22 protein-coding genes and 1 tRNA gene are annotated in these 25,019 nt (G+C 70.2%); 13 read left to right on the top strand and 10 right to left on the bottom strand.

Annotated features, from left to right (window positions below; translation table 11 throughout):
* Positions 1–236 precede the first annotated feature (236 nt).
* Genes AB0F15_RS03365 through AB0F15_RS03350 form a run of 4 tightly spaced genes read left to right on the top strand, consistent with a single transcriptional unit; the run spans position 237 to position 4,042 of the window.
* Positions 237–2,633 carry an ATP-binding protein gene (locus AB0F15_RS03365; RefSeq protein ID WP_360264418.1) on the top strand — a complete coding sequence of 799 codons (2,397 nt, stop codon included), beginning with the start codon at positions 237–239 and terminating at the stop codon, positions 2,631–2,633.
* Positions 2,634–2,686: 53 nt separating this feature from the next.
* Complete coding sequence (locus AB0F15_RS03360) at positions 2,687–3,112, top strand: roadblock/LC7 domain-containing protein (RefSeq protein WP_360264415.1); 426 nt, start codon at positions 2,687–2,689, stop codon at positions 3,110–3,112.
* On the top strand, positions 3,109–3,480 hold the full coding sequence (locus AB0F15_RS03355; RefSeq protein WP_360264412.1) for a DUF742 domain-containing protein: 372 nt from the start codon (positions 3,109–3,111) through the stop codon (positions 3,478–3,480). Before AB0F15_RS03360 ends, AB0F15_RS03355 begins: the two co-directional genes overlap by 4 nt.
* A 4-nt stretch (positions 3,481–3,484) precedes the next feature.
* Positions 3,485–4,042 carry an ATP/GTP-binding protein gene (locus tag AB0F15_RS03350; protein WP_360264409.1) on the top strand — a complete coding sequence of 186 codons (558 nt, stop codon included), beginning with the start codon at positions 3,485–3,487 and terminating at the stop codon, positions 4,040–4,042.
* A gap of 41 nt (positions 4,043–4,083) precedes the next feature.
* Here the strand turns inward: AB0F15_RS03350 and AB0F15_RS03345 are convergent, their stop codons facing one another.
* The 4 genes from AB0F15_RS03345 to AB0F15_RS03330 form a co-directional block, all read right to left on the bottom strand.
* On the bottom strand, positions 4,084–5,454 hold the full coding sequence (locus tag AB0F15_RS03345; protein WP_360264407.1) for a tryptophanase: 1,371 nt from the start codon (positions 5,452–5,454) through the stop codon (positions 4,084–4,086).
* A gap of 45 nt (positions 5,455–5,499) precedes the next feature.
* Positions 5,500–6,576: a tryptophan dimethylallyltransferase family protein gene (locus AB0F15_RS03340; protein ID WP_360264760.1), complete on the bottom strand. Its 1,077-nt coding sequence runs from the start codon at positions 6,574–6,576 to the stop codon at positions 5,500–5,502.
* 474 nt (positions 6,577–7,050) lie between these two features.
* Positions 7,051–7,123: transfer RNA gene (locus AB0F15_RS03335), tRNA-Arg, on the bottom strand.
* A 251-nt stretch (positions 7,124–7,374) separates the two neighbouring features.
* On the bottom strand, positions 7,375–8,211 hold the full coding sequence (locus tag AB0F15_RS03330) for an SDR family oxidoreductase (protein WP_360264405.1): 837 nt from the start codon (positions 8,209–8,211) through the stop codon (positions 7,375–7,377).
* 225 nt (positions 8,212–8,436) lie between these two features.
* On the opposite strand from AB0F15_RS03330, the gene AB0F15_RS03325 reads away from it, so the two are divergent.
* Positions 8,437–9,357 (top strand): cation diffusion facilitator family transporter, encoded by a 921-nt coding sequence (locus tag AB0F15_RS03325; RefSeq protein WP_360264403.1) that lies wholly within the window; start codon positions 8,437–8,439, stop codon positions 9,355–9,357.
* Positions 9,358–9,364: 7 nt separating this feature from the next.
* Here the strand turns inward: AB0F15_RS03325 and AB0F15_RS03320 are convergent, their stop codons facing one another.
* Together AB0F15_RS03320 and AB0F15_RS03315 are read right to left on the bottom strand one after the other, a co-directional pair.
* Complete coding sequence (locus AB0F15_RS03320; RefSeq protein WP_360264396.1) at positions 9,365–10,081, bottom strand: DUF305 domain-containing protein; 717 nt, start codon at positions 10,079–10,081, stop codon at positions 9,365–9,367.
* Positions 10,078–10,905 carry a DUF3105 domain-containing protein gene (locus AB0F15_RS03315; protein WP_360264393.1) on the bottom strand — a complete coding sequence of 276 codons (828 nt, stop codon included), beginning with the start codon at positions 10,903–10,905 and terminating at the stop codon, positions 10,078–10,080. The genes AB0F15_RS03320 and AB0F15_RS03315 overlap by 4 nt, the downstream gene beginning before the upstream one ends.
* 196 nt (positions 10,906–11,101) lie before the next feature.
* On the opposite strand from AB0F15_RS03315, the gene argS reads away from it, so the two are divergent.
* The 8 genes from argS (at position 11,102) to prfA (ending at position 21,685) form a co-directional block, all read left to right on the top strand.
* Positions 11,102–12,763: an arginine--tRNA ligase gene (argS, locus tag AB0F15_RS03310; protein WP_360264390.1), complete on the top strand. Its 1,662-nt coding sequence runs from the start codon at positions 11,102–11,104 to the stop codon at positions 12,761–12,763.
* A 3-nt stretch (positions 12,764–12,766) separates the two neighbouring features.
* A complete protein-coding gene (gene lysA, locus AB0F15_RS03305; protein WP_360264386.1) occupies positions 12,767–14,197 on the top strand; it encodes a diaminopimelate decarboxylase in 1,431 nt (476 codons plus the stop codon).
* Between the two features lie 27 nt (positions 14,198–14,224).
* Positions 14,225–15,526: a homoserine dehydrogenase gene (locus tag AB0F15_RS03300; protein ID WP_360264757.1), complete on the top strand. Its 1,302-nt coding sequence runs from the start codon at positions 14,225–14,227 to the stop codon at positions 15,524–15,526.
* Between the two features lie 76 nt (positions 15,527–15,602).
* Positions 15,603–16,664: a threonine synthase gene (gene thrC, locus AB0F15_RS03295; RefSeq protein ID WP_360264383.1), complete on the top strand. Its 1,062-nt coding sequence runs from the start codon at positions 15,603–15,605 to the stop codon at positions 16,662–16,664.
* A gap of 103 nt (positions 16,665–16,767) precedes the next feature.
* Positions 16,768–17,655: a homoserine kinase gene (gene thrB, locus AB0F15_RS03290; RefSeq protein WP_360264380.1), complete on the top strand. Its 888-nt coding sequence runs from the start codon at positions 16,768–16,770 to the stop codon at positions 17,653–17,655.
* Between the two features lie 410 nt (positions 17,656–18,065).
* Positions 18,066–20,105 carry a transcription termination factor Rho gene (gene rho / locus AB0F15_RS03285; protein WP_360264377.1) on the top strand — a complete coding sequence of 680 codons (2,040 nt, stop codon included), beginning with the start codon at positions 18,066–18,068 and terminating at the stop codon, positions 20,103–20,105.
* A gap of 183 nt (positions 20,106–20,288) precedes the next feature.
* Positions 20,289–20,519, top strand: coding sequence for a 50S ribosomal protein L31 (gene rpmE / locus AB0F15_RS03280; protein WP_360264374.1), 231 nt, complete (start codon positions 20,289–20,291; stop codon positions 20,517–20,519).
* Between the two features lie 98 nt (positions 20,520–20,617).
* Complete coding sequence (prfA, locus tag AB0F15_RS03275; RefSeq protein WP_360264371.1) at positions 20,618–21,685, top strand: peptide chain release factor 1; 1,068 nt, start codon at positions 20,618–20,620, stop codon at positions 21,683–21,685.
* On the opposite strand, the gene AB0F15_RS03270 is transcribed toward prfA, so the two are convergent.
* From AB0F15_RS03270 to AB0F15_RS03255, 4 genes are read right to left on the bottom strand one after another with little or no spacing between them, the layout of a single operon-like run.
* A complete protein-coding gene (locus AB0F15_RS03270) occupies positions 21,673–22,071 on the bottom strand; it encodes a VOC family protein (protein ID WP_360264368.1) in 399 nt (132 codons plus the stop codon). The genes prfA and AB0F15_RS03270 overlap by 13 nt on opposite strands.
* Positions 22,072–22,081: 10 nt before the next feature.
* A complete protein-coding gene (locus AB0F15_RS03265; protein WP_360264365.1) occupies positions 22,082–23,347 on the bottom strand; it encodes a mannosyltransferase family protein in 1,266 nt (421 codons plus the stop codon).
* A complete protein-coding gene (locus AB0F15_RS03260) occupies positions 23,340–23,771 on the bottom strand; it encodes a GtrA family protein (protein ID WP_360264362.1) in 432 nt (143 codons plus the stop codon). Before AB0F15_RS03260 ends, AB0F15_RS03265 begins: the two co-directional genes overlap by 8 nt.
* Entirely contained in the window at positions 23,768–24,772 is a 1,005-nt protein-coding gene (locus AB0F15_RS03255; protein ID WP_360264359.1) for a glycosyltransferase family 2 protein, read from the bottom strand. The genes AB0F15_RS03260 and AB0F15_RS03255 overlap by 4 nt, the downstream gene beginning before the upstream one ends.
* Between the last annotated feature and the right edge of the window lie 247 nt (positions 24,773–25,019).

The following is a 25,019-nucleotide window of genomic DNA, read 5'->3' as shown; positions in this document are numbered from 1 at the left end:
AGTCGATCCGGCACTGTCGGTTATCTTCCGCCGCCGGCAAGCGATCCGCCCGCGGCTGACCGGATCGCGATCACCGCGGCCCCAGTGGTTCATGATAAGAAACGGACCCTGATGTGATCCGCGGCAACCACGAAGGGTGAGACGAGTGTCGGCAGCCGCCTGCCCCACCCGTCGTGTCGTTCCTCGGCCGTGTCCCGACTCTTCGCCGACTGTGACTCAGGAGCTTGTGAACCCCCGTGCAGAACAACGATGAGAAAGACGAGTCCGACAAACCATACGACAAGTCCATCCGCAAAAGGCTGACCAGGACCGTCCTGATTCCGAGTGTGACGCTGCTGGTGCTGTGGACCGCTGTCGCGTCGTACTTTCTCTTCAACGGCCTCTACGTGCGGCTGGTCGCGGTCTCCGTGCGCGAGGTGTCCATCCCCGCCGTCACGGCGCTGGCTTCCCTTCAGCAGGAGCGTCAGCTGGCCCTGCAGTACCTGGACAACCCCACGCTCGGTCCGTCGCGGCTGCAGGACCAGCAGAAGGCCACCGACGACAAGCTCGGCGCGCTGCAAGCGGCCTTCGCCTCGACGATCTCCAACGCGCCCGACGAGATCGCCACCAAGGTCAACGCGCTGAAGTCCCAGTTCGACCAGCTGCCGGTGCTGCGCTCGCAAGTCAGCTTCCGCAGCATCGACCGCGCCCAGGTCAACCGTTACTACAACGGGGTGTTCGACACGGCGTCGAACCTGTTCGACACCCAGGCCCGCATCGTGCCGGACGCCACCGCCGTGCCGGGCGCGCTCTCGGCGACCTCGGTGTTCCGCGCCAGCGACATGATGTCGCGCGAGACGTCGCTCGTCTCGACGGCGTTCGCGGCCGGGTCGTTCGCCCCCGACGACTTCGTCCAGTTCACCCAGCTGTCCGGCTTCTACAAGACGCAGCTGACCCAGATCGCGCCGTTCCTCGAGCCCGACGTCCGGGACCGATACCGGAAGCTGGTCGACAGCGCCGCGTGGCGGCAGCTGTCGAGCCAGGAGGACGCGCTCTTGAAGCACGGCCCGTGGTCGGGCGGCGAGCAGGCGGGCCTGCCGGTCAACGCGACGGACTGGGAGAGCGCGACCGGCCAGGTCTCCAAGGGCCTCACCGACCTGACGATCACCCAGGCGGACCGGGTTTCGGCGGCCGCGATCGACTCCGGTGACGCCCAGCTGCGCAACGTGATCATCGGCAGCATCGTGGCCCTGCTGGCGTCGCTGGCGGCGATCATCGTCGCGGTGCGGGTGTCCCGTTCGCTCGTCGACCGCGCGCTGATGACGCGCCTCGCGCGGCTGCGCAACGACTCGCTCGACCTCGCCCGCAACCGGCTGCCGAACATCGTGGAGCGGCTGAAGAACGGCGATGCGGTCGACCTGAAGCAGGAGCTCCCGCAGCTCGACCACGGCCGCGACGAGATCGGCCAGGTGGCCGAGGCGTTCAACGTCGCCCAGCTGACCGCCGTCAACGCCGCCGCGAGCGAGGCGAAAGCCCGCAGTGGTGTGCACAACGTGTTCCTCGGCATCGCGCACCGCAACCAGGTGCTCGTCCACCAGCAGCTGCAGATCCTCGACGAGATGGAAGCCCGCGAGGAGAACTCGACGCAGCTGGCGTCGCTGTTCCAGCTCGACCACCTCGCCGCACGGGCGCGCCGCACCACCGAGAACCTGATCATCCTCGGCGGGAAGCAGCCGGGTCGCCGCTGGCGCAAGCCGGTGGCGCTGATGGAGGTGCTGCGCGCGGCCGTCTCGGAGACCGAGCAGTACGCGCGGGTCCAGGTCGAGCAGGTGGCCGATGTCGCGCTCGTCGGCGCCGCGGTGGCCGACACCATCCACCTCGTCGCCGAGCTGGTCGACAACGCGACGACGTTCTCACCGCCCGGGTCGCCGGTCGAGGTGACCAGCCGCATGGTCGCCCGCGGCGTCGTCGTCGACGTGTCCGACCAGGGACTCGGCATGAAGGACGGCGTCCGCGAGTGGGCCAACGCGATGATGGCCGAAGCCCCCGAGTTCGACGCGATGGCCCTGCGGGCCGACTCCAGCCTCGGCCTGTTCGTGGTCGCGCGCCTGGCGGCGAAGCTGGGCATGATCGTCACCTTCGACCCGTCCCGCTACGGTGGCCTCCGGGCCACTGTGCTCATTCCCGCCCAGCACCTGGTCGGGCCGAACGGAAACCCGGCCGTGGACCCCGAAACCACTCCGGCGGAGACCACCGCAGTCCTCGCCCCGGTAGGCGCGCCCGCGCCGCAGGCAGACGAAAGCCCCCTTCGTGCCATGGACACGCCCAGCTCGTTCACCGGCCAGATCCCGATGAAGCGAGACGCCAAGCCGAGGCCGTACCCGGCTCGCGCGCTCACCCCACCCGACCCCCTGCCCGCCGTGCCCGCCGCCACGCCGGTGGCGGTCCCGGAGCCGGCCGCGGCCGCCGAACGGACGGTCGACGACCGGCCGCGGCTGCCCCGGCGCGAACCCCAGCAGAACCTCGTCGCCCAGCTCGAGCACGAACCCGACGACAGCGACGACGTCGTCGCCCCCGGTGAGGGGACCGCGCGCACGCTCGCCGCGTTCCACAAGGGCACTCGCCGGGGCCGGGACCGCTCGGACCGCGACTAGTCCGCGACAGCACACGCACAATGTCCACAGAGGAAAGTCAAGGTCTCTGACGCATGAACGAGTACGGGAACCCCAAACCCGATCTCAACTGGCTGCTCGACGACGTGGTCAACCGCGTGGTCGGCGCGCAGAACGCCATCGTGCTGTCCGCCGACGGGCTGCTGATCGGCAAGTCGGCCGGCATGAGCAAGGACGACTCCGACCAGCTGTCGGCCATCGCCTCCAGCCTGCAGAGCCTCGCCAAGGGGGTGAGCAAGCAGTTCAACCGCGGCCCGGTGCTGCAGAACATGATCGAGATGGAGCGCGGCTACCTGTTCGTCTCGGCCGCGGGGCAGGGCGCCTGCCTCGCCGTGCTGGCGGCGGACAGCGTCGACGTCGAAATGATCGCCTACGAGATGAGCCGGCTGGTCAAACGGGTCGGGGACTACATGGCATCGGCACCGCGCGAAGCGGCGAGTGTCCTTCGGGAGGCCACATGAGTTCGGACGACGGCTGGTACGACGAGGCCGCCGGGCCGCTGGTCCGGCCGTACACGATCACCAGCGGCCGGACGCCGTCCGGTACCGCGCGGCTCGACCTGTCCACGCAGGTGATGACCCTGCGGTCGGAGCAGGAGCCGGTCGGGCTGGGCCCGGAGCACGGGGCGATCGTGCAGCTGTGCCGCCACCCGGTGTCCATCGCCGAGATCGCCGTCTACGTCAAGATCCCGCTGGGGGTCGTGCGCGTGCTCGTCGGCGACCTGATCGAACGCGGCCTCGTCATCACGCGCTCCCCTGCCCACAATTCGGCGCAGTCGCCGGACCTCGAAACACTCCAGGCGGTTCTCGATGGCCTCATCAAGTACTGACGACATGGTCCCCACGCCGGTCAAGATCATCGTGGCCGGCGGGTTCGGGGCGGGGAAGACCACCATGGTCGGTTCGGTCAGCGAGATCCCGCCGCTGACCACCGAAGAGGTGCTCACCGAGGCGAGCGCCGGGATCGACGACCTGTCCGGTGTCGAACGGAAGACCACGACGACGGTCGCGCTCGACTTCGGCCGGATCACCATCTCGCCGCGGCACGTGCTGTACCTGTTCGGGACGCCGGGCCAGGCGCGCTTCTGGTTCATGTGGGACGACCTGGCCCGCGGTGCGATCGGGACGATCGTGCTGGTCGACACCCGGCGGCTGGAGACCAGCTTCGCCGCGATCGACTTCTTCGAACGCCGGAAGATCCCGTTCGTCGTCGCCGTGAACTGCTTCGACAACGCGCCCCGCTACACCGCCGACGAGATCCGCGAGGCCCTGGTCGTTCCGGACCGGGTGCCGATCGTCATGTGCGACGCCCGTGACCGCGACTCGAGCAAGCTCGCGCTGATCCGGTTGGTCAAGCACGCGATGACAGCGGCCTCGCCCGCGCGCGTCTGACGCCGGGGTCCGGCGTGTCCTGGTAGCGGGACACGCCGGGCTCAGGCCGGTGCCATCCGCAGGTTGAAGTGCCGCAACGTCGCGGGCGCGTCGACGATCCGGTAGCCGGGCACGCGTCCCGGGTCCTTCGCGATGTCGGCGAGCACCTCGGCCACGTAGTCGTAGTGTCCCTGCGTGTAGACGCGGCGGGGCAGCGCGATCCGGACCAGCTCGAACGGCGCGGCCGTCACGAGTTCGTTGTGCTCGTCGAGCGTCCCCAGGTAGAGCGAGCCCAGCTCGACGCAGCGGATCCCGCCCGCCAGGTAGAGCTCGCAGGCCAGCGCGTGCCCGGGGAACCGGCCGGCAGGCAGGTGCGGGAGCAGCCGCCCGGCGTTGAGGTAGAGCGCGTGGATGCCCGGCGGCTGCACGATGTCCACCCCGGCGTCGTTGGCCTGCTGGGCCAGGCGCGCGGCCTCGGCGGCCCGGGCGCCGAGGTAGTTCGGGTCCAGCACTTCCTGCACGCCCCTGGCGACGCGGTCGAGGTCGTGCGCGCCGAGGCCGCCGTAGGTCCGGAACCCCTCGGTCGCGATCAGGTTCGTCTCGCACCGCTGCGCGAGCTCGGCGTCGTTCAGCCCGATGAACGCGCCCATGGGGGAGATGCCGTCCTTCTTCAGGCTGGCGACGCAGCCGTCGACGAGCCCGAACGCATCCTCGGCGACCTCGCGGGGGGTCTTGTCCTGGTAACCGCTTTCTCGCTGGATGACCAGCCAGGCGTTCTCGGCGAACCGGGCGGCGTCGAGGAAGAGGGGTACGCCGTGCGCGCGGCACAGCCTGCTGGCCGCGGTGAGGTTGGCCATCGACACCGGTTGCCCGCCGCCGCCGTTGTTGGTGATCGTGATGAGCACCATGCCGATCCGGTCCGCTTCCGGACCGGTCAGCAACTGCTCGACGGCGGCCAGGTCGATGTTGCCCTTGAACGGTTCGTGGCTGTCCAGGTCGGCGAACTCGGCGCAGGGCAGGTCCCGCGCCTCGGCGCCGAGGAGTTCGACGTTCGCTCGCGTGGTGTCGAAATGGGTGTTGCTCAGGGACAGCTTGCCGGGCGAGAGCACGCAGGAAAAGAGCACGCGTTCAGCTGCCCGGCCCTGGTGCACGGGCAGGATGTGCGGGTAGTGCGTCAGTTCGGAAAGTGCGTTCCGGAAGCGGAAGAACGAGTCGGAACCGGCGTAGGAGCGGTCCGCCGCGACCGCGGCCGCCTCCTGGGCGGTGGAGACCGCACCGGTGCCGGAGTCGGTGAGCAGGTCGATGGTGACCACGTTCGCAGGCAGGTTGAAGGCGTTGTAGCCCGCCTCGGCGAGCGCTCGTTCCCGCTGCGGGCGCGTGGTGATCGGGATTTCGGCGACGACCTGGGCTCGGTACGGCGGAAAATTCCGCATGACTGTTTTCCTCTTCTTTCGGCGACCGGGACGGGTACTCGTATTTCAGTGCGGAAGGCCGAGCGCCGGGCGGCGGCGGGCCGGCATGACCCGGTAAGCTTCCGAAGAAAGGTACACCGTGATTCCGGAGCCGAATTCCCCCAAGCGCAGCGAAACGTGCGAAATCAAGCCGACACCGTTTCGCAGCGTGCGGCCGGAGATGGCCGAGATCGCTTCGTCGAGTTTTGTGCCGTCGAAGTCGTACTGGGCCAGGATGGCCTGTACTCGTGCCAGCGCGACGGCGTCGTCGGGGACGTAGCTGCGGATGGGGAAGTAAAGGCTGTAATTGCTCGGCCGATCATGGTCGCCTTCGACGAAGGAGTAGCTCGAGATCAGCGGCCGAGAGCGGAAGGGGCCTTTTCCGCCGCCGAGGAGCGCGCAGAATTCGCGGATCCGCAGCGGGTCGATGCCGGGCACGAGCTCGGCGGCGCGTTCGACGTCGGAGCACTCCGCGGCTTCGTGCGCCACGTACACCTTCACCCGGGAGAGCGGGCCTCGGTCGAGGTCGAGCGCGAAGAAGGCGAAGCTGTCCTGTTCGCCGCGGGGGAGGGCGTGCCCGGCCACCTGCTCGAACGCGCCCGGGATGCGCAGCCGCCGGAATCCCTCGCTGACCAGGTGGTTCGCCGTGGCCGGGCCGCTGATCTGCGGGTTGAGGTAGACCTTGATCCGCGGGGCGCGGCCGGCGCGGAAGATCAGCGAATGCCACAGGCTGAACGGCCCTTGGTGCTCCCCGCGCGGGAGGAAGAGGTCGCCCACGGTGTCCAGCCGGGTGGTGTCGAGGTGGTACTCGCCGGCGACGGCGTCGAGGAAGTGTCGCGGCGACGGTGTCCCGATGCTCTCTCCGAGCACGCGTATCGCGCATTCACCGGTGGTGTCGAAGGCGAGAGAGAATTCGATCGGGGTTGTGTCGTCGGACACATTCGAAGAGAACGGTGGTGGATCGGCGAGACTGCTCTCGCCGCCGGGCCCGAGCAACTGGCCGAGTAGTTTGCGTGGGCGCTGGTCGGCGCTATCGAAACCGACCAACTCGCACAGTGTGTCGAGTTGCCTGCCGGTGTGTTCGTAGAGTGACAAAGTGGCCATCGACACACCTGCTCCGACCATGGGTCTGCCATTCACCGTTCGTTAGTGCGTACAGCCCCTTGGGCCGCCTCCATTCGGCGGCGCGATATCGCGGCTGTTGATCAGATTAATCTCAAAATTCTGATGGCGCTACCCCTGTCGGGGCGATAGTGCGGCGAAGATATCGTATCTGAGTGTGCTCGTTGTTCCGCAAGTTCACCTGAACACCGTCTGGACAGAACGAAGAAGCGCGGCTACTCGCCGGTTGCCTTGTTCGCTCGCGTCGCACCGGGTCATCGCGGTTCGGGCAAGGGCCGAGGAGGCGGTCGATTGGTGCCACCTTCGGTCCACGACGACGCCGGAGCGTGGCCGGCGCCGCCTGCGCCGTTTTTCCTCGCGCGGGCTGGAACGAAGGGCCGGGGCTCGAATGGCGATCTTGCCGGCCTTGGCCATGAAAAACGCCGCTCGCGATACGAGCGGCGTCAAAGGGGTCTGTGCCCTCGGCAGGATTCGAACCTGCGACACCTGCCTCCGGAGGGCAGTGCTCTATCCCCTGAGCTACGAGGGCCCATCACTGGGCTACTCCAGAAGCTTAGCGCATGCCTCGCGCCCCCCGTTCCGCAGGTGGTCCGACCGGTGATCGGCCTGGTCAGCGGCGTGCAGGTGCCGACGGTGCTGCCGCATCCGCGAACGCTCCGGGCCGGGTCGGCCTCGAGGGGCCCGGACCTGAACCGAGCGTCGGCGGCGGCCGCGTCGGCGTGGATGTCCCGGGTGAACACCGGCCGAGATATGTCCACTGTGGATGCTCCGGGTGTGCGCCTACGCGAGCCACCCGCCGGTCAGCCGCTGCACGGCCGAGCCGTCGAGGTCGGCGAACTTGACCGCCGCGAACTGCTCGGCCTGCTTCGACGTCTGGATGCGGAACGCGGGCGCGTCCGCCGTCATCGCACCCAGGATCACTTCGGCGACTTTGTCGGCCGTCTGGGCGCTCTGGAACGACCCCGTGACGCTGGTGACGTAGGCGCGCAGGGAACCGGCGTACGGCCCGGCTTCGGCGAAGACCCGTTCGTCGAGGCCGACGTTCTTGACGAACTCCGTCGCGACCGCGCCCGGCTCGATGACGCACACCGTGACGCCCTGGGCTGCGGCGACCGGCGCCAGGGCCTCCATCATGCCTTCGACGGCGAACTTCGCCGCGCAGTAGGCCTCGTTGAAGGGCTGGCCGACCACGCCGCCGACGCTGGTCACCGTGATCAGGCGGCCGCCGCTCGCGCGCAGGGCCGGCATCGCGGCCTTGGTCGTGGTGGCCACGCCGAAGAAGTTGACCTCCATGGTCTCGCGGACCGCCGAGAGCGGCTCCTGCTCGATCGTGCCGATGTGGCCGGCGCCGGCGTTGTTGACCAGGACGTCGAGCCGGCCGTAGTCGGCGAGGACGCCTTCGAACGCCGTGCCGACGGAGTGGGCGTCGGTGACGTCGAGCGGGCGGACGTCCAGTTCGACGCCCGCGTCGGCGGCGGCCGCGCGCAGGCGGTCGGCGCGGCCCGTGTCGCGCAGCGTGGCGACCGTGCGGAAGCCCCGCCGGGCCGCCTGCACCGCCGTGGCGAGGCCGATCCCGGTGGACGTGCCGGTGATCAGGGCGACGCGGTCGTTGCTCATCGGGAGGACCTCGATCTGTTCGGGGGTGGTGGTCGATGCAGTGAACCAAGAGGACCCGGCGTCGAAGCGTGACGGGTCCGCCTGGCGGGAAACCCCGGCTGGTGGATTGGGTGGCCCCGCCGGGCGGGGTAGCTTGCGGGTGAGTGAACTTAGCCTGTCCTCTGTTGCACATATGCGCATCCGACTATATGTTTGGCCCGACGGCGAACCGGGAACGGAGGCGGCATGGGTCACGGACACGGCCACGGGCACGTGAGCGCGCCGGCGAGCGCCTCGGGGCGCTACGTGCGGCGGCTGGCCATTGCCCTGGGCGTGGGTGCCGGGTTCATGGTGCTCGAGTTCGTCGTCAGCGTGACGACCGGCTCGCTGGCCCTGATGTCGGACGCGGCGCACATGTTCACCGACGTCCTCGGCGTGGGCATGGCCCTGACCGCGATCGTCCTGGCGCGCCGCAGCGGGCCCACCGTCAGCCGCACCTTCGGCCTCTACCGCGCGGAGGTGCTGGCCGCGCTCGCCAACGCGATCCTGCTGTTCGGCGTCGCGGGGTACGTCCTCATCGAGGCCATCGGCCGCATCGGCAACCCGCCGGCGGTGCCGGGCCTGCCGGTGCTGCTGGTCGCGGCGGCCGGCCTGGTGGCCAACCTGGTGTCGTTCGCCGTGCTGCGCTCGGGGGCGAAGGAGAGCCTCAACGTCCGCGGCGCGTACCTCGAGGTGCTGGCCGACCTGATCGGCTCGGTCGGCGTGCTGATCAGCGGCGCGGTGACGCTGCTGACGGGCTGGCGCTACGCCGACGCGATCATCGGTGTCGCGATCGGGCTGTTCGTGCTGCCCCGCACGTGGACGCTCGCCCGGCGGGCGCTGCGCATCCTGTTCCAGCACGCGCCCCACGGCGTCGACGTCGGCGCGATCAACGCCGAGCTGGCCGCGCTCCCGGGCGTGGCGGACGTGCACGACCTGCACATCTGGACACTGACGTCGGGCATGGAGGTGGCTTCCGCGCACCTGACGCTGGCGCCGCCGGCGAAGCAGTCGGACGTGTTGACGGAGGCGCAGAACCTGCTGTCGTCGCGGTACGCGATCGAGCACGCGACGCTGCAGGTGGAGGCGCCGCAGTGCGCCCGCCGCTGCCAGGAGCTGTCCTGGTGACGCGGACCTAGGCCGGCAGCGGCTGGGCGTTCCGGACCGAGAGCATCAGCTTGATCTGGTCCATCTCGGCGCCCTGGGACGCCGTCATGCTGTTCACCAGCGCCCTCAGCGCCGGCAGGCTCGAGTGCGCCGTCGCGTACTGTGCCATCGCCGTGCCGCCCTGGTGGTGGCGGAGCATCAGCTGCAGGAAGTACACGTCGAACGGGCGGCCCGACAGGGACCGCAGCCTGGTCAGCTCGGTGTCGGACGCCATGCCGGGCATCAGCGCGCCGCCGGCCGGGTTGACCGACGACGGCGCCATCGACATCCCGGACATCCCGGACATCGGCTCGGTCATCCACTGCATCGGCGCGCCGATCGCCTGCTCCGGCTGGTCCCAGAGCATGAGCCAGCCCTTCATGCGGCCGACCTGCTCGAGCTGCGTGCGTTCGATGTCGAACGCGAGCTGCTTGATCTCCGGGTCGGTCGTGCGGTCACGGGCGATGCCCGCCATCGTGACCGCCTGCAGGTGGTGCGTCGACATGTCCTGGGCGAAGCCGACCTCGACCGACCCGCGGGCCGGCACGGCGGCCGCACCCGGGTCGTCGATCGCCCGGGTGAGGAACATGCCGGCCGTCGCGCCGATCAGCAGGACGGCCAGCAAGGTCCCGCCGATGATCACCCAGCGCGACCAGGTCGGCTGCTCGGTGTCGTCGGCGGGATCGAGGCCGGCTTCGGAACTCATTTCTTCGTCGGTGTCGCCGAGGCCGGGGCCGACGCCGGAGCGGATGCCGGGGCGGACGGCTGGTTCATCTGGCCCTGCTCGTTCTGCGCGCTGGCGCTGCCTTTGTAGTCCATCGGCTTCGCGTCCGGGCCCGGCTTCGACGGGTCGAACGGCGGCGGGTTGTCCGGGTCGAACGAGCCGGGCACCGCGTCACAAGACGCGCCGACCTCGGGGTAGACACCGTTCGGGTTGGACCGCAGGGCCGCGATGAACTCGTCGATCCGGGCGTCCTTGACGTCGTCCACCTTCAGCTGGTGGCCCCACGACTGCAGCGAGATCGGCTTGTCCAGGCCCGGGTAGGGCGACATCATCGTGTACGGCTTGCCCTTGGCGCGGACGCTGAGCGTGTTCACCGCGTCGCCGGTGACCTGCTGCGGGTTGTAGGCGATCCAGACGGCGCCGTGCTCGAGCGCGTGCACCATGTTCTCGGTGCGGACCGCGTTCGGGTAGACGATGCCGGTGCAGGTGGCCCACGTCTGGTCGTGCGGGCCGCCGAACGGCGGCGTCTTGTCGTAGGCGACGCGCTCGGTCGGCAGCACGTGCACGCTGCCGGTGTAGGTCGCCGTCACCACGCCGGGGATGCGCTTGGACGGATCCGGGTCGGTCGCGGTCGGCGCGTAGGAAGCGGCGGCCGCCTCGCGGTCGGCCTGGTCGCGCTTCGGCGCCGACTTCACCATGTAGTAGGTGATCACGGAGGCCAGCAGGGCGACGATGCCGACGACGGCGATGATCGTCCCCCAGGGCGTGCCCTTCTTGCTCACGACGGAACCGCGGGCCGCCTTCACCGCCGACCCCTTTTTCCGAGTTGTCCCGTTCGCCATGGCTCCCGCGTTCTCCCTCTGGTGGCTGCGGACGGATTCCCGCCCGGGCCAGTGTAGAGACCACGCGTCTGATCACGGTTAACGCCTCACACACCCATCGGCCGTGACGTGGCCGAGACCGCTGCGAGCGCCGGACCTGGGCACACCTAGAATTCCGAGAGTGACTCCCGCCGCTCTCGCCGACCTGGTCCGCAGCTCCGCCGTGCAGGTGCTCGCCGCACGCGGCATCGACGACGCCGTGCTGCCGGAGCAGGTGACCATCGAACGCCCGCGCAACCCCGACCACGGCGACTACGCGACGAACCTGGCCCTGCAGGTGGCCAAGAAGGCCGGCCTGAAGCCGCGCGACTTCGCCGAGGCGCTCGCCGAGGCGGTCTCGGCGGCCGACGGCGTCGACTCGGCCGAGGTCGCGGGCCCCGGCTTCCTCAACTTCCGCCTCGCCGCGGCCGCACAGGGCGACATCGTGCGCCAGGTGCTCGAGGCCGGCGCGGGCTACGGGCGCGGCGACGTGCTGGCCGGCACGCGGATCAACCTCGAGTTCGTCTCGGCGAACCCGACCGGCCCGATCCACCTCGGCGGCACCCGCTGGGCCGCGGTCGGCGACGCGCTGGGCCGGGTGCTGGCCGCCCAGGGCGCGGACGTCACCCGTGAGTACTACTTCAACGACGCCGGTGCCCAGATCGACCGGTTCGTCCGGTCGCTGATCGCCGCCGCGAAGGGCGAGCCCGCGCCGGAAGACGGCTACGCGGGCGGCTACATCAACGACATCGCCGCCGAGGTCATCAAGGCCGAGCCGAGCGCGCTGTCGCTGCCGGAGGCCGAGCGGCACGAGACGTTCCGCCGGATCGGCATCGAGCTGATGTTCACCGAGATCCGGCAGAGCCTGCACGAGTTCGGCACCGACTTCGACGTCTACTTCCACGAGAACTCGCTGCACGAGTCCGGCGCGGTCGACGCCGCCGTCCAGCAGCTGAAGGACTCCGGGAACCTCTACTTCAACGAGGGCGCCTGGTGGCTCAGGTCGTCCGAGTACGGCGACGACAAGGACCGCGTCGTCATCAAGCAGGACGGCAACCCGGCCTACATCGCCGGTGACCTGGCCTACTTCAAGGACAAGCGCAACCGCGGCTTCGAGCTGTGCATCTACATGCTGGGCGCCGACCACCACGGCTACACCGCCCGCCTGAAGGCGGCGGCCGCGGCCTTCGGCGACGACCCGGCCACGGTCGAGGTGCTGATCGGCCAGATGGTCAACCTGGTCAGCGACGGCAAGCCGGTGCGGATGTCCAAGCGCGCGGGCACCGTGATCACCATGGAGGACCTCGTCGAGGCGGTGGGCGTCGACCCGGCCCGCTACGAGCTGATCCGGTACTCGGTGGACTCCACTTTGGACGTCGACCTCGACCTGCTGCGCAAGCACTCCAACGACAATCCCGTCTACTACGTCCAGTACGCCCACGCGCGGCTGTGCACGATGCTGCGCGGTGCCGACGACCTCGGGCTCAAGTCCGGTGTGGACGTCGATCTCGGACAGCTGACGCTGCCGGTCGAAGGCGACCTGATCCGCACGATCGGGGAGTTCCCGGAAACCGTGCGCCGCGCCGCCGAAATGCGGGAGCCGCACCGGATCGCGCGCTACCTGGAGGAGCTGGCGGGCGCGCTCCACAAGTTCTACGCGGTCCGCGAGGCCCGCGTGCTGCCCAAGGGCGACGAGGAGGCCACGCCGGCCCACCGCGCCCGGGTGGCTCTGTGCGAGGCGGCGCGCGTGGTGCTCGCCAACGGTCTCGCCCTGGTCGGTGTCTCCGCTCCGGAACGGATGTAAGAAATGGCGCACCCCGCGGGCCCACGGCACGCCGACGTCCACACCCACGCCGACACCTCCGGCCACCAGCCTTCGGGGGTCGAGGAGCTCGACAAGCTGCCCGCGAAAGTGTGGCCGCGCAACACCTTCCGCGCCGCCGACGGCGTCGTCCGGATCGCCGGCGTCGACGTCCGCGAGCTCGCCGAGCAGCACGGCACGCCGCTGTTCGTCGTCGACGAGGCCGACTTCAAGTCGCGTTGCGCGGACTACGCCGAGGCGTTCGACGACCCGTCGCTCGTGCACTACGCGTCCAAGGCGTTCCTGTCCATCGAGGTCGCCCGCTGGGTGGCCGAGCAGGGGCTGAGCCTCGACGTCTGCAGCGGCGGCGAGCTCGCCGTGGCACAGCGCGCGGAGTTCCCGGCCGAGCGGATCACCTTCCACGGCAACAACAAGTCGCCCGCCGAGCTCGAAGCGGCGATCGTCGCCGGTGTCGGCACGGTGGTGCTCGACTCGTACTTCGAGATCGCGCGGCTGGCCGACATCGCCGCGCGCCACGACGTCGTGCAGCCGGTGCTGATCCGGGTGACCGTCGGCGTCGAGGCGCACACCCACGAGTTCATCGCGACCGCGCACGAGGACCAGAAGTTCGGGTTCTCGCTGGCGGCGGGCGGCGCGGCCGAGGCGGTTCGCCGGGTGCTCAACGCGCGCTCGCTCAAGCTGGTCGGCCTGCACAGCCACATCGGCTCGCAGATCTTCGACGCCGACGGCTTCGAGGTCGCCGCCCGCCGCGTCGTCGGGCTGCTCGCCGACCTGGCCAAGGAGCACGGCCCGGAGCTGCTCGACCAGCTGAGCCTGGTCGACCTCGGCGGCGGGTTCGGCATCGCCTACACCGAGAAGGACAACCCGCCGCCCCCCGCGCAGATGATCACGCAGATCCGCGAGATCGTCCGCAAGGAGTGCGCGTACGCGGGCCTGCCGGTCCCGCGCATCGCCGGCGAGCCGGGCCGCGCGATCGCCGGGCCCGGCACGATCACGCTCTACGAGGTCGGCACCATCAAGGACGTCTCGCTGGGTGACGACGCGGTGCGCCGGTACGTCAGCGTCGACGGCGGGATGAGCGACAACATCCGGACCGCGCTGTACGACGCGGTGTACGACGTCCGGCTGGTTTCCCGGTCCGCGGGCGACAACGAGGAGCCGGTGCCTGCCGTGCTTTCCCGGGTCGTGGGAAAACACTGTGAATCCGGCGACATCGTCGTACGAGACTGCTGGCTGCCCGACACGCTGGCTCCCGGCGACCTGCTGGCGGTCGCGGCGACCGGCGCCTACTGCTATTCGATGGCGAGCACGTACAACCGGCTGCCGCGGCCGGCCGTGGTCGCGGTGCGCAACGGCAGCTCACGGCTGCTGCTGCGCCGGGAGACGACCGACGACATGCTGCGCCTGGAGGTCTGAACAGTGTCCGCCCCGGAACACAGCGTCATGCACAAGCGGGCCCTCAGGGTCGCCCTGCTCGGCTGCGGGACCGTCGGCAGCGAGGTCGCCCGGCTGCTCACCGAGCAGGCGGAGGAGCTGGCCGCCCGGGCGGGTGTGCCGGTCGAGCTGGCCGGCATCGCCGTCCGCCGTCCGGACAAGCACCCCGAGCTGCCGCCGGAGCTGCTGACCGCCGACGCCGAGAAGCTCGTGACCAGCGAAGACGTCGACGTCGTTGTCGAGCTGGTCGGCGGGATCGAGCCGGTGCGCGGCTGGCTGGTCGCGGCGCTGAAGGCCGGGAAGTCGGTCGTCACCGCGAACAAGGCGCTGCTCGCCGAGCACTCCGCGGACCTGTTCGAGGCCGCCGACGCCGCGGGCGCCGACCTGTACTTCGAGGCGGCGGTGGCCGGGGCGATCCCGCTGCTGCGCCCGCTGCGGGAATCGCTGGCCGGCGACCGGATCACGCGCGTGATGGGCATCGTCAACGGCACCACGAACTACATCCTGTCGGCGATGGACTCCACCGGCGCCGGCTACGCCGAGACGCTCGACGAGGCCAGCAGGCTCGGGTACGCCGAGGCCGACCCGACCGCCGACGTCGACGGCTACGACGCCGCGTCGAAGGCCGCGATCCTCGCGTCGCTCGCCTTCCACACCCGCGTGACGGCGTCGGACGTGCACCGCGAGGGCATCGCCGACGTCACGGCCGCGGACCTGGCCGCGGCCCGGATGCTCGGCCGCACGGTGAAGCTGCTGGCCATCTGCGAGCGGGTCACCGACGACGACGGCGTCGAGTCGGTGTCCGCCCGGGTGCACCCGGTGATGATCCCGCGCAGCCACCAGCTGGCCGGTGTCGGTGGCGCGTTCAACGCCGTCTACGTCGAGGCCGACGCCGCGGGCGAGCTGATGTTCTACGGCCAGGGCGCGGGTGGCGCGCCCACCGCGAGCGCGGTGCTGGGCGACCTCGTCGCGGTGGCCCGCAACCGGGTCGTCGGCGGCCGCGGCCCGCGCGAGTCCGCGCACGCGGCCCTGCCGGTGCGGCCGATGGGCCAGACCCCGACCCGGTACCACGTCAGCCTTTCCGTGGCCGACCGCGCCGGGGTGCTCGCCCAGGTGGCGCAGGCGTTCGCCGACCACGGCGTCAGCATCGCGGCGGTGCGGCAGAGCGACGTCGGCGACCGCGCGAGCCTGGTCGTGGTGACACACCAGGCGCCGGACGCCGCCCTCAAGTCCACTGTGGACGAAATCGGGCGGCTCGACGTCGTGCACGAAGTTGTCAGCGTAATGCGCGTGGAAGGCGAAGACCAGTGAGCGACGCTTGCGAGCGAACCATGGGCATCATGCGCCGAAAGGGATCGGACACTGTCTCGCGGAGCGAGGCGATCGCATGATCAGGCAACCCTGGCCGGGACTCATCGAGGCGTACCGGGACCGCGTCCCGGTCCCGGACGGGGCGCGGATCGTCACCCTCGGGGAGGGCAACACGCCGCTGCTGCCCGCGCGTCACCTCTCCGAGCTGACCGGCTGCGAGGTGTACCTCAAGGTCGAGGGCGCCAACCCGACCGGCTCGTTCAAGGACCGCGGGATGACCGTGGCCATCACGCACGCGCTCGCCAGCGGCCTCAAGGCGGTGATCTGCGCGTCGACCGGCAACACCTCCGCCTCGGCCGCCGCCTACGCCGCCCGCGCCGGGCTCACCTGCGCCGTGCTGGTGCCGCAGGGCAAGATCGCCATGGGCAAGCTCGCCCAGGCCGTGCTGCACGGCGCGCGGATCCTGCAGGTCGACGGCAACTTCGACGACTGCCTCGAGCTGGCCCGCAAGACCGCGGCCGACTACCCGGTCACACTGGTCAACTCGGTCAACCCGGTGCGCATCGCCGGCCAGAAGACCGCGGCCTTCGAGATCTGCGACGTCCTCGGCGAAGCACCGGACTTCCACTGCCTGCCGGTCGGCAACGCGGGCAACATCACCGCCTACTGGGCGGGCTATGCGGAGTACGCGGCCGACGGTGTGGTGAAGAACACGCCGCGGATGTTCGGCTTCCAGGCGGCCGGTGCGGCGCCGCTGGTGCTGGGCGAGCCGGTGCGCGACCCGGACACCATCGCCACCGCCATCCGGATCGGCAGCCCGGCGTCGTGGACCGCCGCGGTCAAGGCGAAAGAGGAGTCGAACGGGCTCTTCGAAGCCGTCACCGACGAGAAGATCCTCGAGGCGTACCGGCTGCTGGCCGGCCGCGAAGGCGTGTTCGTCGAGCCGGCGTCGGCCACCAGCGTGGCGGGCCTGCTCGCGACGGCCGCCGACGGCAGGCTCCCGCGCGGGGCCAAGGTCGTCTGCACGGTGACCGGCCACGGCCTCAAGGACCCGCAGACGGCGCTGGCGGGCAACGTCGAGGTCGAACCCCTCGCCGTGGACCCCTCGGCGGTCGCGGCGGCGCTGGACCTGCGGTGAGCACCACCCGGCAAGCGCCCCAATGTGGCCTTGGTTGCGTTCAACGCACCGAAGGCCACCTTGGGTGCGTTGAACGCACCGAAGGCCACATTGGGGCGCTTCGGTGAGCGGGGGGTTCCGGATCACCGTCCCGGCGTCCACTGCGAACCTCGGGCCGGGCTTCGACGCCTTCGGGATGGCGCTGAGCCGGTACGACGTCGTCGAGGTGCGGGTCATCGACTCCGGCCTGAAGGTCGAGGTCGAAGACGCCGGTGCGGGCGGGGTCGCGGACGTCCCCACCGACGAAACCCACCTGGTCGTGCGGGCGATCCGCAGGACCTGCGCGCACCTCGGCGTCGAGCTGCCCGGCCTGCACCTGCGCTGCTTCAACTCGATCCCGCACGCGCGCGGCCTCGGGTCGTCCGCGGCGGCCGTGGTGTCCGGGGTGGCCGCCGGGTACGCGCTCGCCGGCCGCGAACTCGACGCGTCCGACGCGCTGCAGCTCGCCGCCGGCTTCGAAGGCCACGCCGACAACGCCGCCGCGAGCCTGCTCGGCGGGCTGGTACTGGCCTGGTGCGACGGCGGGCGGTTCCACGCCGAACGGCTCACGCCGCACGCGTCGATCCGGCCGGTCGTGGCCGTGCCGTCGGTGCGCTCGGCCACCGCGACCACGCGCGGCCTGCTGCCGTCGACCGTGCCGCACGAAGACGCCGCGCACAACGCCGGCCGCGCCGCCCTCGCCGTGCACGCGCTGACGGCGAAGCCGGAGCTCCTGCTCGCGGCCACCGAGGACCGGCTGCACCAGCACTACCGCGCCCCCGCGTACCCGGCGAGCACGGAGCTGGTGGCGACGCTGCGTGCACACGGAGTGGCCGCCGCGATCTCCGGTGCCGGTCCGACGGTGCTCGCGCTGACCGCCGGGGGAATACTCCCCGCCGAAGTCGGCGTTGAGGGTTTCGACGTCTTCGAGCTGCCCGTGGATCTCACGGGCGTGCAGGTTGCGGCTCAGTAAAGGCTGGGTCACGTGCCTGCCGTCAGGCCCGCCACGCGGGGGGTGGTTGTTGCACCCGGCACCGCTGCGGTCTACCCTCGGGGGCGTTCGATCACCGTGCGTTTCCGCACCCGATGCCGGTCCCGGGAAATCTCCCGGATCGCATCCTTCGTCGATCCGCCGAATCCGCACCGCCTGGCACGCGGGGTAACGCGGAGGGACGCAGGCGGGTTTCCGGTCTCGGCGGTGCCGAATTCCGTGTCCTCCGAATGGAGGACGCAAACCCCTGTGGTGGAGGCGCTCCAGCTGTGTTTCGCACGGCCGAAGAGCTCATCTCCCGTATCGGGGGGCAATTACGCCGGTTCGCGATCAGAAGCGAGCGGCAGTCCGCTGATCCGCCTGGAGGCGTGGATCGGTCAGGAAGGACATGTGTGAGCAACACCGATCTTTTGAGCGACGTGAGCGGCACGGCCGAGACGAACGGCACCGCCCCCGCTCCCAAGCGGACGGTCGGCGGGCTGACCGGTAAGACCGTCGCCGAACTGCGTTCGCTGGCTGGGGAGCTGGGCGTCGGTGAGACGACGGGGATGCGCAAGGGCGATCTGATCGCCGCGATCCGTGAGCGCCAGGGCAAGTCTCGCAAGCCGCGTGCGGCGGCCGAGACGCTGCCGCTGGAAGGCGTCGGCGAGCCGCCGAAGGCGGCCCGCAAGGCCGAGCCGAAGGCCGAGGCGCCCGCCCCGGTCGAGACCAAGCCGGAGCCGAAGGCCGAGGCGCCCGCCGCCGCGCCGTCGGACACCCAGCCGCAGGCCGAGCGCCCGCAGCAGGATGGCCAGCAGGGTCAGGACGGCCAGCCCGAGGAGGGCGGCCGCAGCCGGCGTCGCCGCGGTTCCAACCGCGCCGCCGGGGCGCCCGACGGCCAGCAGGGCGGTGACCGCCAGCAGGGTCAGGGCGGCGACCGTCAGCAGGGTCAGGTCGCAGGTGACCGTCAGCAGGGCGGTGACCGTCAGCAGGGCGGCGACCGTCCGCAGGGCGACCGCCAGGGTGGTGGCAACCGCGACCAGCAGCGCCAGGGCGGTGGCAACCGCAGCGACCGCAACGATCGCGGCGACCGCGGCGACAACCGCCAGCAGGACGGCAATCGTCAGCGCAACCAGCAGGACGGCAACCGCGGCGGGCAGGACAGCAACCGCGACAACCGGGCCCAGCAGCAGCAGGACGACGACGAGGAAGGCGGCCGTCGCGGCCGTCGCTTCCGCGACCGCCGTCGCCGCGGCAGTGGTGGCGGCCGGGTCGAGGCCGGCTCGCCGGACACCGAGATCCGCGACGACGACGTCCTGCTGCCCGTCGCGGGCATCCTGGACGTCCTCGACAACTACGCGTTCGTGCGGACCTCCGGCTACCTCGCCGGCCCGAACGACGTGTACGTCTCGCTTTCGCTGGTCCGCAAGTACGGCCTGCGCCGCGGTGACGCCATCACCGGCAGCGTGCGCCAGCCGCGGGAAGGCGAGCAGCAGCGGCAGAAGTTCAACCCGCTGGTGCGCGTCGACTCGATCAACGGCCTGGAGCCGGACGAGGCCAAGCGGCGTCCCGACTTCACCAAGCTGACCCCGCTGTACCCGAACGAGCGCCTGCGCCTCGAGACCGAGTCGCACAAGCTCACGACCCGCGTGATCGACCTGATCATGCCGGTCGGCAAGGGGCAGCGCGCCCTGATCGTGTCGCCGCCGAAGGCCGGTAAGACCACGATCATGCAGGACATCGCGAACGCGATCTCGACGAACAACCCCGAGTGCCACCTGATGGTCGTCCTCGTGGACGAGCGTCCGGAAGAGGTCACGGACATGCAGCGCTCGGTGAAGGGTGAGGTCATCGCCTCCACCTTCGACCGGCCGCCGGCGGACCACACCTCGGTCGCGGAGCTGTCCATCGAGCGGGCCAAGCGCCTGGTCGAGATGGGCCACGACGTCGTCGTGCTGCTCGACTCGATCACCCGCCTTGGCCGGGCCTACAACCTGGCGGCCCCGGCGTCCGGCCGGATCCTGTCCGGTGGTGTCGACTCGACCGCGCTGTACCCGCCCAAGCGGTTCCTGGGTGCGGCGCGCAACATCGAGAACGGCGGCTCGCTGACCATCTTCGCCACGGCGATGGTGGAGACCGGGTCGACGATGGACACGGTCATCTTCGAGGAGTTCAAGGGCACCGGTAACGCGGAGCTCAAGCTCGACCGGAAGATCGCCGAGCGCCGCGTGTTCCCGGCGGTCGACGTCAACCCGTCCGGTACCCGCAAGGACGAGCTGCTGCTCAACCCGGACGAGCTCGCGGTCACCGTGAAGCTCAGCCGGGTGCTGCACGCGCTCGACTCGCAGCAGGCCATCGACCTGCTGATCTCGCGGCTGCGGAAGACGAAGACGAACGTCGAGTTCCTGATGCAGGTCTCGAAGACCGCCCTCGGCGGCGGCGAAGACGACTGAGTCCCGGTCCGTGGAAGGGGCCTCCCCGGGTAGCCGGGGAGGCCCTGCCACGCCGGGAATAGCTGGTCAGCGGGGTGCGTTCCAGTACACGTCAGCCCGTCTGGCAGAATCACCCGCTGAAGTCCGGCGCCGGTTCACCCCGCGAGAACGACTGGGGACCCGGAGCCAACGAGAGAGGACACCATGAAGAGCGGTATTCACCCCGAGTACGTGGTCACGGCCGTGAACTGCGACTGCGGAAACAGCTTCACCACGCGCAGCACCAAGACCAGTGGCGACATCCACGTCGAGATCTGCTCCAACTGCCACCCGTTCTACACGGGCAAGCAGAAGATCATGGACACCGGTGGCCGGGTCGCGCGCTTCGAGGCTCGCTACGGCAAGCGGCAGAAGAAGGAAGCCGACGCCAAGTAGCTTGATCAACGGCGCCCATCCGGTGATTCCGGGTGGGCGCCGTTTCTTTGAAGTGATACTGCTTTGGTCTTCGATTTCCGGGCTGAGAGGTGGCTGAGGTGGATTCGAGCTCGCTCAAGGGGCTGCTCGCCGAGCACGCGGAGCTGGAAACGCAGCTGGCGGACCCCGCGGTGCACGCCGACCAGGCGCGCGCCCGCAAGCTCGGCCGCCGCTACGCGGAGCTGTCGCCGGTGGTGCGGGCCGTCCACGAGCTGGACAGCGCCCGCGACGACCTCGCGACGGCGACGGAGCTGGCGGAGGACGCCGAGTTCGCCGCCGAGGCCGAGCAGCTGAGCGCGCGGATCCCCGAGCTGGAGTCGAAGCTCACCGAGCTGCTGCTCCCGCGTGACCCGTACGACGGCTCGGACGTCGTGATGGAGATCAAGTCGGGCGAGGGCGGCGAGGAATCGGCCCTGTTCGCCGGCGACCTGCTGCGGATGTACCTGCGGTACGCCGAGCGTCACGGCTGGAAGGCCGAAGTGCTCGACTCGGTGGAATCCGACCTGGGCGGCTACAAGGACGTCACGCTGTCGATCAAGAGCAAGACGGCGACCGTCGACGGGGTGTGGTCCCGCCTGAAGTTCGAGGGCGGCGTGCACCGCGTCCAGCGCGTGCCGGCGACGGAGTCGCAGGGCCGCATCCACACGTCCGCGTCCGGCGTGCTCCTCTACCCGGAGCCGGAGGAGGTCGAGGTCGAGGTCGACCCGAACGACCTGCGCATCGACGTGTTCCGGTCCTCGGGCCCGGGCGGCCAGAGCGTCAACACGACCGACTCGGCGGTGCGGATCACGCACCTGCCGACCGGCATCGTCGTGTCCTGCCAGAACGAGAAGTCCCAGATCCAGAACCGCGCGCGAGCCCTGCAGGTGCTCCAGGCGCGGTTGCAGGCGATCGCGGAGGAGGAGGCGGCGGCCAAGGCGTCCACCGCCCGCCGTTCGCAGGTCCGGACCGTGGACCGCTCGGAGCGGGTGCGCACGTACAACTTCCCGGAGAACCGGATTTCGGACCACCGGGTGAACTACAAGGCGTACAACCTCGACCAGGTGCTGGACGGCGACCTGGACAACGTCTTGGACGCGCTGGCGACGGCGGACCGCGAAGAGCGCCTGGCGGCTCAGTCGGGCTGAGCCCCGGGCTGCGCGGGCACCAGCCAGCACAGGCAGAAGGGATGACCGGCCGGGTCGGCGTAGACCTGGAAGTCGTCCCCGGCCGGGTTCCCGGCGGCCGGTTTCAGCACCGTGGCGCCGAGGGCCGTGACGTGCTCGTGCGCCTCGGCGAAGTCCTCGACCCACAGGTCGAGGTGCACTTGCTGCGGAGTCGGGCCGTCCGGCCACTCCGGCGGCGTGTGGTCCGGTGCGAGCTGCACCCCGATCCTCGGCGCCCCGTCGACCAGCACCATGTGCCAGTCGCCGTCTTCGTCCACCTCGCCGCCGAGCACGCCCGCCCAGAAGCGGCTCTCGGCCGCGAGATCGGCCGCGTCGAAGGTGACGACCTGGTGCTTGATCCGCAGCATGGGGACCCCCTCAGCCGGCCCAGAAGCCCGTGATGAAGCGGACGTAGATCGCTCCGCAGACCAGCGCGTTCGCGTACAGGACCACGTGCACCGCACCTCGCAGCTGCGGGCGGCGCTCGCCGAACAGGACCAGCGCCACGTACATCACCAGGCACGGCAGCAGGTAGCGGTGCACCGACACCACGTTGCTGTTCATCGTCAGCATCACGATGGCCGCGAACCCGAACAACGCCAGCGGGACGCCCTTCGACCGCAGCGCCACCAGGACGTACACCGACGACACGAACAGCAGCGCGAGGCCGATCATCGGCAGCACGTGGCTCATCAGCGTCCACGCGTCCATCCGGGTGTCCCCGAGCAGCGCGTGGCCGGTGATCTTGGCTTCGCCCCAGAGCGTTCCGAGGATGTTCGGGTCGAAGTGGTGGTACGACCAGCTCTTCACGCCCTTGAGCGCGTTGAAGCTCGCGAACGCGTCCCCGGTCTGGATCTTCATGTAGACCAGCACCGCGCCGAGGCCGAGGAACGCCACCGGGAACCACAGCAGGTGCCACGACAGCAGGCCGCGCAGCTTCCAGTTCTTCGACCGCCAGAACTCGAGGAAGCACAGGCCGACGAACACCGCCGCGGTGATGCGGGAGGCCGTCAGCGGGATCAGCGTGAGGCCCATCCAGAGCCACTGGCGGCGCAGCGCGAACAGGTAGGCCCAGAAGCCCAGCGCGCAGAACACCGCCTCGCTGTAGAACGAGTGCAGGAAGAACGCGGCGGGCGCGGTGAGGAACGCGGCGACGACCAGCCACGGCGCCCGCTCGCCGTCGAAGAAGTGGCGGCCGATCTTCAGCAGCGCGACCGCGGCCAGCCAGGTGGCCACCAGGTTGACCAGGAACCCGGCGGCGAGCAGGCCGAGCGTGCCGAAGCTGACCGTCTGCACCAGCCAGACCAGGATCGGGAACACCGGGTAGAACGCCCGGGTCGGGGCGTAGCTGCCGGTGTAGGCGTGCACGGCGATTTCGCCGTAGTTGCCGGCGTCCCAGCGGTAGGTGTGCGCCAGGAGGCTCATCGTGGAGCCGATGCCGGTCTTCGGGATGCCTTCGCTGACCGGGCTGGACGGCGCGAACAGGTAAGCCACGGCGATCAGCACCACGTGCCAGGCCAGCACCACGGCGAAGACGCGGGCGTAGTCGCCGTTGACCCAGGCCCAGCGACTGGCCGGGGCCGTCTCCGGCCGCTCCGGCTCGGCCTCCTCGGTCAGCCGGGACGAGACGGCCGTGCTAGTCATGCGAAACCTCCGGGACCGGCTTCTCGACCGTCACGGGCCGCTGCCGGAAGACGACCTTGTGGTACAGCACGTAGTTCCAGACCAGGCCGACCGCGATCCCGGCGAACTTCGGGATCAGCAGGTTCACCCCGGGGAACGCCGCGGTGACGCCGAAGATGATCGCCGCCTGCACGACCCAGAGGCCGAACGCGGTGACGCCGAAGAACAGCAGCGCCTGGCGGCGGACGTCGCCGTCCTTCGCGCGGAACGTGAAGTTGCGGTTCAGGGTGAAACTGAGCAGCATGCCCGCCGTCGTCGAGATGAAGTTCGCCACGAACAGCGGGACGCCCAGCGTCACCAGCAGTGCGTAACCGAGGGCGTCGACGAGGGTGTTTCCCACCCCGACCAGCCCGAAGCGCAGCTGGGTCGCCGTGATCAGCTTCACCGGGTGCCTCTTCCCGCCTCGGCGCCTTCGCGGGCCTCGAGCGGCACCCCCGGGCTCGTGCGCACCGACGCGACGCCGTACAGCGGCCGGTTCTGCACCTGGGAGTACGTGCGGCCGATGTAGCTGCCGAGCACGCCGAGCATGATGATCTGGATCCCGCCGAGGAAGAACATCGCGATCCCGAGGAAGGCCCAGCCGGGCACCGCGGTCTCCGGGGCGAACAGCTTGACGCCGCCGACGTAGAGGATCCCGACGAAGCTCAGGAACGAGATCAGGTACCCCATGCGCGTGATCATCCGCAGCGGCGTCACCGAGAAGCCGAGGATGCCGTCGGCGGCGAAGCGCAGCATCTTGCGCAGCGGGTAGCCCGTGACGCCGGCGTGGCGCTTGTCGCGGTCGAACAGCACGGCCGTCTGCTTGAAGCCGATGTAGCTGACCAGCCCGCGCAGGAAGCGGTCGCGCTCGCGGTACTTGCGCAGCTCGTCGACCACCTTGCGGTCGACCAGCCGGAAGTCGCCGGTGTTCTTGGGGATGTCGACCGCGGCCATCTTCCGCAGGAACCAGTAGAACCCGCCGGCGGTGAGCTTCTTGAACGCCGAGTCCTGACGCGAGCGGCGCTGCGCGTAGACGACGTCGAAGCCCTCTTCCCACTTCTCGACCAGCTCGAGCGCCACCCGCGGCGGGTCCTGCATGTCGCTGTCCATGATGACGACGGCGTCCGCGTCGACCAGGTCCAGCCCGGCGGTGACCGCCATCTGGTGGCCGAAGTTGCGGGACAGCTCGACCACCGTGACCCGCTCGTCGCGGGCGCTGAGCTCGGTGAGCTTGGCCAGCGAGCCGTCCCGGCTGCCGTCGTCGACGTAGAGGAAGCTGAAGTCGTACTTCCCGGCGAGGGGGGCGGTCACCTCGTCCACGGTCCGGTGCAGCAGGTCGATGTTCTCTTCCTCGTTGTAGATCGGGAAGATGAACGCCACCCGGCGGGTGATCGGCTCTGTGGACACTGCGGGGCTCCCCGGAGTTTCGGTGCGGAACGGTTCGGGCGGCGCCGTCGAGCAGGCGAATCCCCGACCCGGTGCCCTGCATCCTAGGAGATCCGGGCGGCCGGGACGCCGGGACCCGGTCAGCCTGCCGCGGCGCCGGCCCGGCCAGGCCGCGCCGATCAACGGTCCGGGGGTCGTCCGGCGGGGTACATGTCGGCCGGACGGTGAGCGCGCATCGATACGCTGGAGCCGTAGGACCGGCGCGTGT

This window comes from Amycolatopsis sp. NPDC026612 (assembly GCF_040638285.1).
Taxonomy (GTDB): Bacteria; Actinomycetota; Actinomycetes; order Mycobacteriales; family Pseudonocardiaceae; genus Amycolatopsis.
The sequence above is the reverse complement of the archived record's forward strand: the minus strand, read 5'-3'. Positions and strand labels throughout refer to the sequence as shown.

Bases quoted from the DNA above. Each gene is read 5' to 3' on its own strand.
- AB0F15_RS03325 (WP_360264403.1), top strand. From the start codon at position 8,437: ATGGGTCACGGACACGGCCACGGGCACGTGAGCGCGCCGGCGAGCGCC.
- AB0F15_RS03360 (WP_360264415.1), top strand. From the start codon at position 2,687: ATGAACGAGTACGGGAACCCCAAACCCGATCTCAACTGGCTGCTCGAC.
- AB0F15_RS03340 (WP_360264760.1), bottom strand. From the start codon at position 6,576: ATGGCCACTTTGTCACTCTACGAACACACCGGCAGGCAACTCGACACA.
- AB0F15_RS03350 (WP_360264409.1), top strand. From the start codon at position 3,485: ATGGTCCCCACGCCGGTCAAGATCATCGTGGCCGGCGGGTTCGGGGCG.
- AB0F15_RS03265 (WP_360264365.1), bottom strand. From the start codon at position 23,347: ATGACTAGCACGGCCGTCTCGTCCCGGCTGACCGAGGAGGCCGAGCCG.
- lysA (WP_360264386.1), top strand. From the start codon at position 12,767: ATGGCGCACCCCGCGGGCCCACGGCACGCCGACGTCCACACCCACGCC.
- rpmE (WP_360264374.1), top strand. From the start codon at position 20,289: ATGAAGAGCGGTATTCACCCCGAGTACGTGGTCACGGCCGTGAACTGC.
- AB0F15_RS03355 (WP_360264412.1), top strand. From the start codon at position 3,109: ATGAGTTCGGACGACGGCTGGTACGACGAGGCCGCCGGGCCGCTGGTC.
- thrC (WP_360264383.1), top strand. From the start codon at position 15,603: ATGATCAGGCAACCCTGGCCGGGACTCATCGAGGCGTACCGGGACCGC.
- AB0F15_RS03330 (WP_360264405.1), bottom strand. From the start codon at position 8,211: ATGAGCAACGACCGCGTCGCCCTGATCACCGGCACGTCCACCGGGATC.
- AB0F15_RS03270 (WP_360264368.1), bottom strand. From the start codon at position 22,071: ATGCTGCGGATCAAGCACCAGGTCGTCACCTTCGACGCGGCCGATCTC.
- AB0F15_RS03320 (WP_360264396.1), bottom strand. From the start codon at position 10,081: ATGAGTTCCGAAGCCGGCCTCGATCCCGCCGACGACACCGAGCAGCCG.
- AB0F15_RS03345 (WP_360264407.1), bottom strand. From the start codon at position 5,454: ATGCGGAATTTTCCGCCGTACCGAGCCCAGGTCGTCGCCGAAATCCCG.
- AB0F15_RS03300 (WP_360264757.1), top strand. From the start codon at position 14,225: ATGCACAAGCGGGCCCTCAGGGTCGCCCTGCTCGGCTGCGGGACCGTC.